This is a genomic window from Moraxella atlantae NBRC 14588, assembly GCF_001591265.1.
Taxonomy (GTDB): Bacteria; Pseudomonadota; Gammaproteobacteria; order Pseudomonadales; family Moraxellaceae; genus Faucicola; species Faucicola atlantae.
Map to the genome: position 1 here is coordinate 1 of NZ_BCUL01000001.1, position 14,952 is coordinate 14,952.

General features: G+C 48.3%; 11 protein-coding genes. 3 read left to right on the top strand and 8 right to left on the bottom strand.

Going from position 1 to position 14,952, the window contains the following annotated elements:
* Window positions 1–383: 383 nt before the first annotated feature.
* On the bottom strand, window positions 384–1,334 hold the full coding sequence (gene ispH / locus MA2_RS00005; protein WP_067055313.1) for a 4-hydroxy-3-methylbut-2-enyl diphosphate reductase: 951 nt from the start codon (window positions 1,332–1,334) through the stop codon (window positions 384–386).
* Window positions 1,335–1,574: 240 nt separating this feature from the next.
* Between ispH and gmk the strand changes: the two genes are divergently transcribed.
* Window positions 1,575–2,192 (top strand): guanylate kinase, encoded by a 618-nt coding sequence (gmk, locus tag MA2_RS00010; protein ID WP_067055315.1) that lies wholly within the window; start codon window positions 1,575–1,577, stop codon window positions 2,190–2,192.
* An 81-nt stretch (window positions 2,193–2,273) separates the two neighbouring features.
* Here the strand turns inward: gmk and MA2_RS00015 are convergent, their stop codons facing one another.
* The 6 genes from MA2_RS00015 to ahcY all read right to left on the bottom strand — a co-directional run bounded on the left by MA2_RS00015 (window position 2,274) and on the right by ahcY (window position 10,971).
* Window positions 2,274–4,076, bottom strand: coding sequence for an acyl-CoA dehydrogenase C-terminal domain-containing protein (locus MA2_RS00015; protein ID WP_067054621.1), 1,803 nt, complete (start codon window positions 4,074–4,076; stop codon window positions 2,274–2,276).
* Between the two features lie 126 nt (window positions 4,077–4,202).
* A complete protein-coding gene (locus MA2_RS00020; protein ID WP_067054623.1) occupies window positions 4,203–5,996 on the bottom strand; it encodes an acyl-CoA dehydrogenase C-terminal domain-containing protein in 1,794 nt (597 codons plus the stop codon).
* Between the two features lie 223 nt (window positions 5,997–6,219).
* Window positions 6,220–7,068, bottom strand: coding sequence for a 16S rRNA (uracil(1498)-N(3))-methyltransferase (locus tag MA2_RS00025; protein ID WP_067055318.1), 849 nt, complete (start codon window positions 7,066–7,068; stop codon window positions 6,220–6,222).
* Between the two features lie 85 nt (window positions 7,069–7,153).
* The gene (bioA, locus tag MA2_RS00030) at window positions 7,154–8,509 is read right to left on the bottom strand and encodes an adenosylmethionine--8-amino-7-oxononanoate transaminase (protein ID WP_067054625.1); all 1,356 of its coding nucleotides are present in this window, start codon (window positions 8,507–8,509) and stop codon (window positions 7,154–7,156) included.
* 9 nt (window positions 8,510–8,518) lie between these two features.
* Window positions 8,519–9,409: a methylenetetrahydrofolate reductase gene (locus MA2_RS00035; RefSeq protein WP_067054628.1), complete on the bottom strand. Its 891-nt coding sequence runs from the start codon at window positions 9,407–9,409 to the stop codon at window positions 8,519–8,521.
* Window positions 9,410–9,591: 182 nt separating this feature from the next.
* Entirely contained in the window at window positions 9,592–10,971 is a 1,380-nt protein-coding gene (ahcY, locus tag MA2_RS00040; protein WP_115254103.1) for an adenosylhomocysteinase, read from the bottom strand.
* Window positions 10,972–11,572: 601 nt separating this feature from the next.
* On the opposite strand from ahcY, the gene MA2_RS00045 reads away from it, so the two are divergent.
* Window positions 11,573–12,448, top strand: a complete 876-nt coding sequence (locus MA2_RS00045) for a hypothetical protein (protein WP_079352177.1) — start codon at window positions 11,573–11,575, stop codon at window positions 12,446–12,448.
* A gap of 148 nt (window positions 12,449–12,596) precedes the next feature.
* On the opposite strand, the gene MA2_RS00050 is transcribed toward MA2_RS00045, so the two are convergent.
* The gene (locus MA2_RS00050) at window positions 12,597–13,064 is read right to left on the bottom strand and encodes an Lrp/AsnC family transcriptional regulator (RefSeq protein WP_067054637.1); all 468 of its coding nucleotides are present in this window, start codon (window positions 13,062–13,064) and stop codon (window positions 12,597–12,599) included.
* A 203-nt stretch (window positions 13,065–13,267) separates the two neighbouring features.
* Between MA2_RS00050 and leuA the strand changes: the two genes are divergently transcribed.
* Window positions 13,268–14,950: a 2-isopropylmalate synthase gene (leuA, locus tag MA2_RS00055; protein WP_373279743.1), complete on the top strand. Its 1,683-nt coding sequence runs from the start codon at window positions 13,268–13,270 to the stop codon at window positions 14,948–14,950.
* Window positions 14,951–14,952 lie beyond the last annotated feature (2 nt).

A 14,952-nucleotide genomic window follows, 5' to 3' on the forward strand; every position in this document is an offset into this window, starting at 1 on the left:
AACTATAAAAAATTTTATCATTCGTTGCCGTAAACCTGCGACTTCAGGCGGTGGATATAAGGCAATTGTTAAATGCGATGAGTTTTGCTATACTCATCTCACTATATTCAATGTCTTACATTCCACAGTTAAGTTAAGACTAAATTGCGAGTACGCAGTAACTTAACTGGTAAGACGTTTCCAAACACACACTTAAGCTAATTCGTGTCTATGACAATCCTAACGGTAGGATTAGCTTAAAATAAGAACCTAAGATGTACGGTGTGTCGTACGGGCGGTTGCCATTGTCTTAGGTTTGCGGTGGGGCTTCACCGTCTTGCAGAAGGAATCCCCTCACTTTAGGGAGGGGAGGAAGTCAAGAATCTTGTTTGATAACTGAGCGTTTAAATGTCGGCTTTTGGTGTACGCAGGGCTTTGGGCAGACTGAAGGTCACATGCTCTTCAATGCCCGATAGTTCAACAGGTTTTTCACCGCCCCAAGCCTGCAACGTATCTAACACTTCTTGAATTAGCACCTCAGGCGCGGATGCCCCTGCGGTCACGCCGACGCTGTTCACGCCATTAAACCATTCAGGCTGCATTTGCGCTGCGTTGTCAATCAAATATGCCTTCGCGCCCAAGCGTTCTGCCAATTCGCGCAAGCGGTTAGAGTTGGATGAATTGGGCGAGCCCACCACCAACACCACTTGACACGCTTGTGCCAAATCTTTGACTGCGTCTTGACGGTTTTGGGTGGCATAGCAAATATCATCTTTGCGTGGGGCATGGATTTGCGGAAATTTGTCTTTGAGCGCGTCAATCACGCCTGCTGTGTCATCCATCGACAGCGTGGTTTGGGTGACAAATGCAAGCTCGGTATCTTGCGGCAAATCCAACTGCGCTACGTCTTCCACGTCTTCAATCAAATGAATGCGTCCGCCATATTGTGGATCAAAACGCCCCATCGTGCCTTCAACCTCAGGATGACCTGCATGCCCAATCAAAATGGCATCCATACCCGATTTGGCAAACTTATTGACCTCAATGTGCACCTTGCTGACCAATGGGCAAGTCGCGTCAAACACTGTCAAATCGCGGCGTTCAGCCTCGTCTTCAACGGCTTTTGACACGCCATGCGCCGAGAAAATCACAATCGCGCCATCGGGCACTTCATCTAATTCCTCAACAAAGACCGCACCACGCCGTGCCAAATCATTGACGACAAACTTGTTGTGTACCACTTCATGACGAACATAAATCGGCGGCTCAAAACGCGCCAGCGCTTCATTGACAATCGCAATCGCGCGGTCTACACCAGCACAAAAGCCTCGGGGGTTGGCAAGTAAAATCTGCATGCTCATATCGCTTATGGTTGAAAATGTTAAAAATTTGGTAGCTAAAAATTGAACAACTAAAATTTTAATAACTGGGCTAGGACAAAATTTGCCGTCTATTGTAACCGTTTTCAAGCCACAGTGGGGCAGGTGAATGGATAAAAAATCCAATGGTCGAATTTGGCAAAACGCCTGGGCGCAAAACTGCTACAATACGCGCAACGCTTATGTGTGCAAATCTTGACTTTAAAAGGAACCAGCATGACGACAGGCTCATTGTTTATCATTACCGCCGCATCAGGTACGGGCAAAACTTCGTTGGTCAAGCAGCTGCTTGCCACCACCAATGACTTGGCGGTCAGCGTATCACATTCAACGCGCGCGCCGCGCCCTGGTGAAGTCGATGGGCAGCATTACCATTTTGTTAGCCGTGAAGCGTTTCAAGACATGATCGCCCGTGGTGATTTTTTGGAATTTGCCGATGTATTTGACAATTTTTATGGCACCTCGCAAGCCTCGGTCGATAAAATGCTGGCAAGTGGGCTGGATGTGATTTTAGAAATTGACTGGCAAGGCGCGCTACAGGTGCAAAAACTGCGCCCCGATGCCATTTCGGTGTTTATCCTACCGCCTGACCGCCAAAGTCTGCGCCAACGCCTATCAACACGCGCGCAAGACAGTGCAGAAGTCATCGAAAAACGCCTTGCAGGTGCGGTGCGCGATATGCAGCAGTATTTACATTTTGATTATGTCGTGGTCAATGACAATTTTGATGTCGCGCTGGCGGATCTTAAAGCCATCATCATGGCAAATCGACTGACGCTTGCCAAACAGCAGCAAGCACAGGCTGCGCGCATTGAGCGTTTATTAAGTGAATAGTCAAGATGTGACAATAAAAAACCGCCGTTGACTTCGGCGGTTTTTTGCTGGAAAAATTTAAGCGTATCTTTTGGCTGTGTTTTACGCTTCTTGTACAAAATAGCTGTTGTCAAACGCCATGATAGGGTCGGTGCCTGCTTTGACCATCGCCACATGTCCCTGCAGGCGTGGCAACATACGCGCGACAAAATAATCCGCCAATTTGGCTTTGTTGGCATAAAATTCGCCTGCTTTGCCGTGCGCCGCTTCCACCATCAAGCCAAACATATACGCAAAGCTGACATAACCAAATGCCGCCAAATAATCCACCGCACAGCCGTTGATCGCGTCAGGTTTGTGTTGGATTTGCTCAAGCACGTTTTGGGTCAAGTCCGCCAAGGTGTCGGCACTGGTCAAAATCGCTTGCTTGACAGCGTGGTTGGCTTGCATAGTCTGGGCAAAGTCGCGCATTTCGGCAAGGTAGGTCTCGACAAACGCACCGCCATTTTTAGCAACCTTGCGCCCTAGCAGATCCAGCGATTGTATGCCGTTGGTGCCCTCGTAAATTTGTGAAATGCGGGTATCGCGAACGATTTGTTCCATCCCCCATTCGCGGATATAGCCATGTCCGCCAAACACTTGTTGGCAATCAATCGTGGCTTCCAGTGCGCGGTCGGTCAAAAATGCTTTGGACACAGGGGTCAGCAGTGCGACGCGGTCAACAGCGGCTTTTTTGGCGGCTTTATCGGGGCTAAATTTGTAAATATCCAACTGCTTGGCAACATACATGGCAAAACAGCGCGATGCTTCACTCACCGCTTTGGCATTGAGCAGCATACGGCGCACATCGGCATGGTGTACGATGGGGTCAGCGTAGTTTACGGGGATGTCTGAGGGCTTGTTGGGGTCTTGTGTGCCGTGATCGGCGCGTCCTTGTACGCGATCATTGGCATACAACGCGGCATTTTGGTAGGCAAGTTCGGTACCGCCGATGCCTTGTAAACCCATGGTCAAGCGTTCGTAATTCATCATGATGAACATTGAAGCAAGCCCTGTATTTTCCTCACCAATCATCCAACCTTTGGCACCATCAAAGTTCATCACGCAGGTGGCAGAGGCTTTAATACCCATTTTATGTTCAATGGAACCGCACGCTAGGCTGTTGCGTTCGCCCAAGCTGCCATCGGCATTGACCAAGAATTTTGGCACAACAAACAATGAAATGCCTTTTGAGCCTGCAGGTGCGTTGGGCGTTTTTGCCAATACCAGATGAATGATGTTTTGTGTCAAATCATGCTCACCTGCGGTGATAAAAATCTTGGTGCCCGTGAGGGCGTATGAACCATCGTCGTTGGGCACGGCGCGGGTTTTGATGATGCCCAAATCCGTGCCTGCATGCGGCTCGGTTAGGCACATGGTGCCCGACCATTCGCCTGAGTAGATTTTTTCAAGGTAGGTTTGTTTTTGCTCATCGCTGCCTGCATTGAGCAAACACATCGCCGCACCGCCTGATAGGTTGGGGTAGAGCGCGAACGATTGGTTGGTAGTAAACACCATCTCTTCGGCAAGCATGGTCACCATTTTGGGCATACCTTGACCGCCGTACTCCATGTCTCCGCCCAGCCCAATCCAGCCGCCTTCGGCATATTCATGAAACGCTTCGGCAAACCCTGCTGGTGTTTTGACCTTGCCATCACCCAGATATTGCGCGCCCTCTTCATCGCCTGTGCGGTTGAGCGGTAGCAATGTGGTGGTGGCAAATTTTGCCATGGCTTCTAAAATCATATCGACTGTGTCGCTATCGACATGCTCAAGCGCAGGCATTTGTTGCCAAAACTCTGAGGCGTTAAATACATCGTTTAAAATAAAGCGCATGTCATCAATCGGTGCATGATAAATCGGCATAGCTATTTCCTTTTGCTAATATTTTATTTCAAAATTTGCTGATAAAAAAACTGCATAAAAATGCCATCTTAAACCTGTGGGCTTAAGATGGCGTAACACGTTTCATGGTTCACAGTTGTTTTGCAATTAAAACTGGAATTCTTCAACGTCCATTGCCATGTACGGCTCAAGCCCTGTTTCGATGCGTTTGGCATAGGTCAAGGTGCGTGGCAACAACTTGGCAAAGTAAAATTGCGCGGTTTTGATTTTGGCTTGGTAAAACGCGCGTTCGGTGGTATCGGTTTGTAGTGCAGCTTGTGCGACTGCTGCCATACGCGCCCACAAATACGCTAAAGTCACATAACCGCTGTAGTACATATAGTCTACCGCCGCACCGCCAACCACGTCGTGGTTTTGCATGGCTTCCATGCCAACACGGGTGGTGATATCGCCCCATTCTTTGTTTAGGCGTTGTAACGGACGGATGAATTGTCCCATCTCGTCGTTATCTGCGTGTTCTTGACAGAATTTATGAATCACTTTGGTGAAGTTACGCAGCAATTTACCTTGTGAGCCCAAGACTTTACGCCCTAACAGATCAAGCGCTTGAATTTCGGTGGTGCCTTCGTACAAACAAGCAATGCGTGTATCACGGACGTTTTGTTCCATACCCCATTCGCGGATAAAGCCGTGACCGCCATACACTTGCACGCCATGGTTTGCTGCCTCATAGCCTGTTTCGGTCAAAAATGCTTTGGCAATCGGGGTCAAAAGCGACAACATTTGGTCAGCGTATTCTGCCGCCTCGCCGTCACCTTTTGCCACCACATCGGCAAACTGCGATAGGTAATACACCAACGCGCGTCCACCTTCGGCAAAGGCTTTACAAGTCAAGACCATATTACGCACTGCTGGATGCACGATGATCGGGTCGGCAGGCAAATCAGGGAATTTAGCACCACTCAATGCGCGCATTGCTAAGCGGTCTTTGGCATAGCTCAAGCCACCTTGAAACGCCAATTCAGCCGCGGTCAAGCCTTGGATTGCCGTACCAATCCGCGCGGTATTCATAAAGGTGAACATGCAGTTCAAACCTTTGTTTTCAGGACCAATCAAGTAACCTTTGGCTTTATCAAAGTTCATCACGCACGTGGCAGAGGCTTTGATACCCATTTTGTGCTCGATTGAACCACAAAATACGCTGTTGCGCTCACCGATGCTGCCATCGTCATTGACGTTGAATTTTGGCACGATAAACAATGAAATACCTTTGGTACCCTGTGGCGCGTTTGGCAGGCGTGCCAACACGATATGCACGATGTTATCCGCCATGTCGTGCTCACCTGCTGAGATGAAGATTTTTTGCCCAGTGATGGCGTACGAACCATCATCGTTTGGCTCAGCTTTGGTGCGCGTGATGCCCAAATCACTACCTGCGTGTGCTTCGGTTAAGCACATCGTGCCTGTCCATTCACCGCTTACCAATTTGAGCAAGTATTTTTGTTTTTGCTCGTCAGTGCCGTGGTGTTCGATGGTGCGAATTGCGCCCTCGGACAAACCAGGATACATCGAAAATGACCAGTTTGCCGCGCCCATAATTTCATTGACCACAGATGCTAATGACAACGGCAATTGCTGCCCGCCAAACTCCTCATCGGCGGTCAATGATGGAAAACCTAGCTCGCAATATTGTTTGTAGGCTTCTTTAAAGCCTGCTGGTGTGGTGACAACGCCATTGTCAAACGTACAGCCTTCTTCATCGCCTGTGCGGTTGAGCGGCGCAAGCTCGCTTTCGGCAAAATCTGCCGCCGCCTCGATATAGTTGTTTAAAATATCGCGGTCGTTTTCGGCATAAATCGGGATATTTTTGTAATGTTCAGAAAAATTTAATAGCTCGTGCATGACAAATTGCATATCACGAATGGGGGCTTTGTATTGCATCGTGGCTTCCTTTTAGCAATAAAGAGTGACAATCAATCTTTGACAGTCAATGGCTGACATCAATGCCGCAACCGTGCGGTAACAGGCATAAAGATAGGCATTTATCGCCGCGCTAGCAAGAACAAGCTATGACTGTAAAGTCATGAAAAAATCGTTAAAAAATGCTAATACGCCTTGCAAAAAAGGCAGGATTTGGCAGTGTCTGAGTGGGTATGAGCAACCATTAAGTGGTTGTAAATTTACCGATTTGCGCAGCTTCATACCACGTTGCCAACGCAGCTAAAGCAACCACGGGGGCGGTTTCGGTGCGTAGCACGCGCGTGCCGATTTGCCAAGGATGAAAACCGATGGCAAGCGCGGCTTGTACCTCTTGTGCTGATAGACCGCCTTCTGCACCGATCAACAAGCAAAATTGCGCCGCGATAAGTGGATCAGACGATTGGCAAAACTGCTGCACAATCAAGCGCGGTGTGGCGTGCGCCGTGGTATCGCCCTCAGCCGATGGCACGGCAAGTACCAGTTTGAGCGCGTGCGCATGGTACGATGGCGATATTGCCAACCAATCTGCCAATGCCAATGGCCGCAAAATCTTGGGCACGCGATTAAGCCCGCATTGTTCACATGCGGCAATCGCTACTTGCTGCCAATGCGCCAGTTTTTTGGGAATCTGCTCAGGCTTAAGGCGTACCTCACCGTGCTGACTGGTCAACAGCTGAATGCGGCGCACGCCTGCTTCAGTGGCTTTTTGAATGGCATAATCCATGCGATCGCCGCGGCTCATCACCAGTGCAACATCTACGTCAAATGGTAAAGTACGATCGATGGCAAAAAATTCATCAACGTGTACAGTGGCAGCATTTTTTTGGATTTGGCTCAGGGTAACGCGGTACTCGCCACCCGTGCCGTCAAACCACAACGCTTGTTCACCAACCTGCGCGCGCAACACCTTGACCCAATGCTGAAAAATATCGGGCGTTAGTGGCAAAGTTGCGCCGATTTTTAGCGCGTTTGGGGTGCTAGCGTCTGGGGTGCTAGTATCTTTGGTTGTAGGGTCGTAAAAAAATCGTCGCATGGTGATGGTCAAAAAATCAAAGCAGCAAAAACGCAAGCGCGTCAAATAGCCTAAGCACTGAATGAAAAAACGTATCTTATCGGTTTTATGCCAAATGAACCGTATCCATAGGTGGCAAATGGCTGATATCAAGCGCCGCTAGGGCATCTAGCAACACACCAAACACCGTGTCTAGCTCTGCTAGCGTGGTCGAATATGGCGGCATTAGATAAACCTGTGCACCGATCGGACGAATGAGCACGCCATGCTGCAAGCAATACCGCGCCAACGATCGCGCAGCTTGTGCGTCTGTGTTTTGCTTGTCGGTCATCAGGCTAAACGCTGCGATCATTCCCGTTTGCCGCGTTAGCGCAACACGATCGGGGTACTGTCGCGCCAAGGCTTGCAAGCCTTGTGCCATACGCGCAATCAGTGCTTGGTTGCGCGTCAAGACATCGTCTTGGGCAAAAATATCCAACGAAGCCAACGCTGCCGTCGCTGCCAATGGATTGCCCGTAAAACTGTGCGAATGCAAAAAGCCACGCTCAAGGCGAACATCATAAAAGCCATCGTATATCGCCTGTGTTGTTAGTACGCACGACATCGGCAAATAACCTGCCGTCAAGCCTTTTGACAAGCACAAAAAATCGGGGCAGAGCGTGGCATCACGTGCTTGCAACGCTTGGCATACAAACATCGTGCCCGTGCGCCCAAAACCAACGGCAATTTCATCAAAAATCACCAACACGCCATAATGCCGACAGCACGCCACCGCTGCTGCCAAAAAATCCAGCGAATACATTGCCATGCCTGCCGCGCCTTGCACCAGTGGCTCAACAATTAATGCACAAATACGCGTATGCTCGGCTGCCAGTGTTGCCTTAAGGTGGGCAAGACACTGCGCCTCATACTCCGATTGCGCGATATCGGGCGGCGCAAACAAATTGGCAGGCGAGGGGGTGGTCAGCTGCTCGATGACCAATGGCTGATACTGCGCCCGAAACAACGCTACATCCGTCACCGACAGACTGCCGAGCGTCTCACCATGATAGCCGTGTTCAAGTGCGATAAACTTGGTTTTAGCCGTTTGCCCTTGTTGTTGGCAAAATTGCAGCGCCATTTTGAGCGCGACTTCTATCGCTGCCGAACCGCTATCGGCAAAAAATACCTTTTGCAGTGGCGCAGGCGTCATAGCCACCAACCGCTCAGCAAGTTCAACAATTGGTGGATGCACCACACCTGCCAACAGTGTGTGTTCAAGTGTTGCCAGCTGCTCACTGATTTTGGCATTGATGGTTGGGTGGCAGTGCCCGTGCAGATTGACCCACCATGAGCTAATCATATCCAGATAGCCGTTACCCTCGGCATCGTACAGCGTGCTACCTTGCGCGCGTACGATGGCAAGCGGTGGTTGGTCAGCTAGGTGCTGCATTTGGGTGCAAGGTAACCACAACGCGCTCATGCAACCGCCTTATACTTTGATAGATTTAGTGGTCTGATTAGAGGTTGGATCAACCGCTTGACGCAAGTCCAATGCCTCAATCAATGCCTTGGTTGGATTCACTTGGTTCATGCTATAAAAATGCAGCGCAGGCACGCCCTCTGTAATCAGACGCTCGCACAAACGCATCACAACATCAAAACCAAATGCCCGAATTGCCGCACGGTCATCACCAAAATCTGCCAACTGCCGACGGATATAACGCGGAATATCCGCGCCACATGCATCAGCAAACCGAATCAAATTTGACGCATTGGTAATCGGCATGATGCCTGCTTTAAGCGCAAAATCCTCGGGCTGCACACCGCGTTTTGCCAACGCATCACGCAAATATAAATAGCTATCGGGGTTATAAAAAAACTGAGTAATCGCCGCTGACGCACCTGCGCGATACTTTGCAACCAAGTTGTCAATATCACTGGCAAAATTACGCGCTTGTGGGTGCATCTCAGGGTATGCCGCCACCTCGATCTCAAAACGATCGCCTGCATACTCACGGATAAACTGCACCAAATTGACCGCATAAGGCAATTCCCCAAAACCCACTTGCCCTGAGGGCAAATCACCGCGCAGCGCCACGATTTTGCTAATGCCTAGCGCAGCATAGGTATCAAGCAATTCGGCAATTTCTGCCTTGCCATCACCAATACAGGACAAATGCGGCGCAATCGGCGTTGCGCTGGCTTCACTTAATGTTTTAACTATCCCAAGCGTACGCGCACGCGTTGAACCACCTGCACCATAAGTCACCGAAAAGTACTCAGGTTGCAAAGCATTGAGCTCGGCAAACGTGTGCAATAGCTTGGTGGCAGCGTCGTCGGTTTTTGGCGGAAAAAATTCAATCGAAAACGGGGTCATCATGGCAAATCCAGTCGTGCAAAATGCCCGCTATTATAACGGGATTTGGTTGGAATAAAATTGAAATTTTCTATCGTACGAAAATTATGCAACAAAAACCATGCCAGACAACCGCTAAAAAAATGGCGACAACCCAATGTCATCGCCATCTCATTCATTGATCTACAGATAAGCTACGGATAAAATCAGTACTTATACTCATCTGATTTAAACGGACCTTCAACAGGCACACCAATATAATCGGCTTGCTCTTGCGTAAGCTTGGTCAAAACACCTGCAAAACCTGCCACCATCGCAGCGGCGACTTCTTCATCCAGTTTTTTTGGCAAGACCTTGACATACACACTGCCTGCCTTATCATCGATTGGCAATTCGGCAAAGCGTTCTTGATACAAATAAATTTGCGCCAACACCTGATTGGCAAACGAACCATCCATCACGCGCGATGGATGACCTGTCGCATTGCCCAAATTGACCAAACGCCCCTCAGACAGCAAGACCAAATAATCATTGTCATCTTCTGAGCGATACACTTGGTGCACCTGCGGCTTGACCTCAACCCAACGCCAGTGATCACGCATGAACTGGGTGTCAATCTCGGTATCAAAATGCCCGATATTACACACCACTGCGCCTGCCTTCAACGCTTTGAGCATATCGCGGTTACACACGTGGTAGTTGCCCGTGGTGGTGACAATTAGATCGGTATTTTGTAGCAATGTTTCATTGACGCCTTTGGCAGGATCGCCACCAACAAACGGTGAGACGACCTCATAACCATCCATACACGCTTGCATCGCGCAAATCGGATCAACCTCACTGACGCGCACAATCATGCCTTCTTGACGCAAACTTTGCGCTGAGCCTTTACCCACATCGCCATAACCAATCACCAACGCACGCCGACCTGATAGTAGCATATCGGTGGCGCGTTTGATCGCATCATTTAAGCTATGACGGCAGCCATATTTGTTGTCATTTTTTGACTTGGTCACCGCATCATTGACGTTAATGGCAGGTACTTTAAGCGTACCTTTGGCGAGCATATCAACCAATCGGTGCACACCTGTGGTAGTCTCCTCACTGATGCCATGAATATTGTCCAGCATTTGTGGATAATGATCATGAATCAGCGCAGTCAAATCACCGCCATCATCCAAAATCAAATTGGCATCCCACAATTTGCCCGATGCTTCACCACCTGCAAAAATCTGCTGACGCAAGCACCACGCATACTCTTCTTCAGTTTCACCTTTCCATGCAAACACAGGAATACCTGCCGCCGCGATCGCTGCTGCTGCGTGGTCTTGGGTTGAAAAAATATTGCACGACGTCCAGCGCACCTCAGCACCCAACGCCACCAGCGTTTCGATCAGTACCGCTGTTTGAATCGTCATGTGAATACAGCCAACAATTTTTGCGCCTTTTAATGGCTGCTGAGCTTGATAGCGCGCGCGAATACCCATCAAAGCAGGCATTTCGGCTTCTGCCAGCTTGATTTCACGGCGCCCATAATCGGCTAGGCTGATATCTGCGACTTTATAATCATGAAAATCTTGATTGATCTTAGTAGACACTGCGTCCACTCCTTCTTGTCATAAAACCTAAAACCATCAAGCCAACATCGCTTGACAATTTATTGCATTAAGATTTCGTTTCGGCAGATGTCGTTATTTTTTTATTTTTACATCAGCAAAAATAAAAGCTAAGCCTGATTGCTTAGGCGAATGTAAATAGCACACCCAAACAAACGCAACATCTCTTAGCACTGAACAACAAATACTCAGCCAGTGTATTGTAGGCAAAAATTGCCAAACTGTCATCCTGTCATCAAAAAAGTAACAGCTTTCGGTCATCAAGTGTGGTCTATTGTCTAATCGCTGATCGCAAAAATAAGCGATCCATTCAACCGTTTAGTCAAACATTGTTGAAAAAAAGCGCATAAAACACCAATTTTTATATCACAAAGTGAAAATTGACTTGTAAGTTTACACAAAGACTAACAAAAAGCGCATGAAGTTGCGTGACATTGCGCGAATTTTGCGCTTAAATATGCGCAAGCGATAAGTAACAAAATATGACCTGACGTTATCGGTTGGATCATGTTTAGCAAAACGGGTATTGCGGTGTTACTTATTTAAGGCTCACATGAATTGAGGAAAAGCTATGAAAGCATTGAAATTAGCAACGCTATCATCTGCAGTGGTTGCAGGAAGCGCGTTTGCAGCACCTGTTGTTGTTGCTCAGCCTGTAGCAGTAGCACAACCAGTTGATGCAACACCAGTTGTTGTTGATCAACAAGTTGTTACTCAGCCAGTTGGTGTATCAACCACCACTTATAATCCAGCAACTGGTGTGGTTCAAAACACCACCACCCAGATCGTTGAAGCACCACGTACTGCGTTGGACACTTTCTTCCACCCAGCGTCATTCGGTATTGAAGCAGGTACGCTAGGTTATGGTGCAAACATCGGCTGGTCAGTGAACGAAAACACTGAATTGGTCGCTGGTTGGGCAGGCGGTGATGTGAAAGGTCTATTAGGTGATGACTTCACAGCACGCGGTGTAAAATATAAATACGACAAAGCGGACTTTAATAACCCATACGTTGGTGTACAAATGCGTCCAGGCGCAAGTTGGTTCACCGTTGGTGCAGGTGTATTAGTACCAGATAACGATTTTAAAGTTAAAACTGACAACAACAAAGGCACCATCAAAGTTGGTGGTGACAAGTACAAAATCACCGAAGGTCAATTGGTAGGTGAGCTTGATCATCGCAATGACCTAGCACCTTACTTGACTTTAGGTTTCCGTCCTAACCTAAACAACAACTGGGGTGTATTCGGTGAAATCGGTGGTGCTTACATGGGCAAAGCTGATGTAAAAGTTACCCCAACCAACGGCACAGTTGTTGTTAATGAAAAGACTAATCTACCAGGCAATGCTGACGACGTAGCACGTCAAGCTGAAGCGGATATCCGTGACAAAAACGTTGCTGAGTGGTTGCCGATCGTTAAGCTAGGTGTTAGCTACCGCTTCTAATTTAGTCACGATGACTTGCTGATTAGTCATTGACTAAAACCAAAAAGCGACACTCTATTGAGTGTCGCTTTTTTAATATCTGTTTTTTAATATCTGTTTTTTAATATCCGCTTTTTTAATAGCAATACTATCAGCCATGCTGTTTGGATCAAGGAGCGGTTGCGCAGCGATTTAGTACGGCGCGTAGCTCAAAACTGGTATGTACTTGGCTTACGCCGTCAATGCGATTGAGCCGATGTAACAAAAAATCTTCATAGTGTGCCATATCGCGCACCACAGCCTTGAGTAAATAATCCTCACTTCTGCCTGTCACAATGCTACACTGTACCACCTCAGGAAAGGCTAGTACTTGTTTTTCAAAGTTGGCAAATCGCTCGGCGGTATGCCGATCCATGCTGATTGCAATATAGACGGTTAAGGCATAGCCCAATGCTTGTGCGTTGATCTGGGTGGTATAGCCTGTGATTACGCCTGCTTGCTCAAGCTGTTTAACGCGGCGCGCACAAGGGGTAGGGCTCAGATTAACCGCCTGTGCCAGCTCTAGGTTGCTGATACGTGCATTGGCTTGTAGTAACTGCAAAATTTTTTTGTCAATGTCATCTAGTTGGTAAGTCATTTTAATTGTGTCCGTATCTTTAGGTGATTGCTCTAATTTTAAGCTAAAAATGAGTGATATTCACGCTTATACAAAACTTTTGAGTAAAATTTTGGTGAGTTATGGCGCAAAAACTCGGCTATAATAGTGTCATCTCAATTAAAGTTTTTTATGCTGATTACAGGTAGCTGATTATGACCCAAGTCGTCAATCGTCAAAGCGCAATGATGCCCAAAAATAGCCAGTTTGACCACCGCAAATATCGTCCATTCGCCTTCGCGCCAAAATTGACCGAGCGCACATGGTGCGATAAAACCATTACCCAAGCGCCGCTGTGGTGCAGTGTGGATTTGCGTGATGGTAACCAAGCGTTGATCGAGCCGATGAGCCTTGAGCAAAAAATGCGCTTTTTTAAGCTGTTGGTAGAGATTGGTTTTAAAGAGATCGAAATCGGCTTTCCATCAGCCGCACAGGTTGAGTACGATTTTACGCGCAAGTTGATTGAAGAGGGGCATATTCCCGATGATGTCACCGTGCAGGTGTTGGTGCAGGCGCGTGAACACTTGATTGCCCGTACGTTTGAGGCGCTAAAAGGCGTAAAACGCGCCATAGTGCATGTATACAACTCAACGTCTAAAGTACAGCGCGACAAGGTTTATAAAGCCGATCATGCTGAGATTACCAAGATTGCGGTTGAGGGTGCAGCATTGCTGAAAAAAATGGCAGCACAACACCCTGATACGGAGTGGATTTTTGAGTACTCACCCGAGAGCTTTTCACAAACCGAAACTGATTTTGCTGTAGAAGTTTGTGACGCGGTGTGCCAAGTGTGGCGACCTGATTTGGGACAAAAGGTGATTTTAAACCTGCCAGGTACAGTGGAGAGCTCAACGCCGAACGTTTATGCTGACCAAGTCGAATATTTTTGCCGTAACCTTACCATGCGCTCGCACGTGACAATCAGCTTACACACGCACAACGACCGTGGCACAGCGATTGCCGCCAGTGAGTTGGGGCTGATGGCAGGTGCTGATCGTATTGAGGGCACTTTATTGGGCAATGGCGAGCGTACAGGCAACATGGATATCATGGTCATGGCGATGAATTTATACAGCCAAGGCGTGGATCCGCAGCTAGATTTTAGCCATATGAGCGAGGTTGCTCAGGTGGTGAGTGAGTGCAACCAATTGCCGATTCATCCGCGCCATCCATATGTTGGTGAGTTGGTGTTCACCGCGTTTAGCGGCTCGCACCAAGACGCCATTAAAAAATCGTTGGATTACAACGCCGCCAATCCTGAAACCCAAGATTTGTGGGATGTTGCCTATTTGCCAATTGATCCTGCCCATATTGGACGCGGCTACCAAGACGTGGTGCGTATCAACAGCCAGTCGGGCAAAGGCGGTGTGGCGTATATTTTGCAGCGTGATTTTGGTTTTAAACTGCCACGTTGGACGCAAATTGACTTTAGCCGTGTGGTGCAGCAAGAAGCCGAACAACGCCAAACTGAACTGACCTCTGATGATGTGATTGGCGTATTTGAAGCGACTTATCTCAACCAAGACAAATTGGTCTTACAAGATTATGCCATCAATAATGCCAGCGGTAGCGTCAGCTTCTCAGGCGCGATTAGCCAAGCAGGCGAAACACTGACCATCAATGGGCAGGGTAATGGTGCATTGTCGGCGTTTGTCGATGGGCTGGCGCGTACACTGGGCAAAGATATCCACGTGATTAACTACGCGGAACATGCTTTGACCCAAAATGATGTTACCAGTACCGATGCCAGCGCGGTGGCGTACTTGCAGCTTAACGTTGATGGTGAGATTTACTCAGGGATTGGCACGTGTACCAGCACGGTATCTGCCATGCTCAAAGCCACTTTGTCGGCACTGGCACAGGCATAAGG

Bases quoted from the DNA above. Each gene is read 5' to 3' on its own strand.
- ispH (WP_067055313.1), bottom strand. From the start codon at position 1,334: ATGCAGATTTTACTTGCCAACCCCCGAGGCTTTTGTGCTGGTGTAGAC.
- bioA (WP_067054625.1), bottom strand. From the start codon at position 8,509: ATGAGCGCGTTGTGGTTACCTTGCACCCAAATGCAGCACCTAGCTGAC.
- gmk (WP_067055315.1), top strand. From the start codon at position 1,575: ATGACGACAGGCTCATTGTTTATCATTACCGCCGCATCAGGTACGGGC.
- MA2_RS00020 (WP_067054623.1), bottom strand. From the start codon at position 5,996: ATGCAATACAAAGCCCCCATTCGTGATATGCAATTTGTCATGCACGAG.
- MA2_RS00025 (WP_067055318.1), bottom strand. From the start codon at position 7,068: ATGCGACGATTTTTTTACGACCCTACAACCAAAGATACTAGCACCCCA.
- leuA (WP_373279743.1), top strand. From the start codon at position 13,268: ATGATGCCCAAAAATAGCCAGTTTGACCACCGCAAATATCGTCCATTC.
- MA2_RS00050 (WP_067054637.1), bottom strand. From the start codon at position 13,064: ATGACTTACCAACTAGATGACATTGACAAAAAAATTTTGCAGTTACTA.
- MA2_RS00045 (WP_079352177.1), top strand. From the start codon at position 11,573: ATGAAAGCATTGAAATTAGCAACGCTATCATCTGCAGTGGTTGCAGGA.
- MA2_RS00015 (WP_067054621.1), bottom strand. From the start codon at position 4,076: ATGCCGATTTATCATGCACCGATTGATGACATGCGCTTTATTTTAAAC.
- MA2_RS00035 (WP_067054628.1), bottom strand. From the start codon at position 9,409: ATGATGACCCCGTTTTCGATTGAATTTTTTCCGCCAAAAACCGACGAC.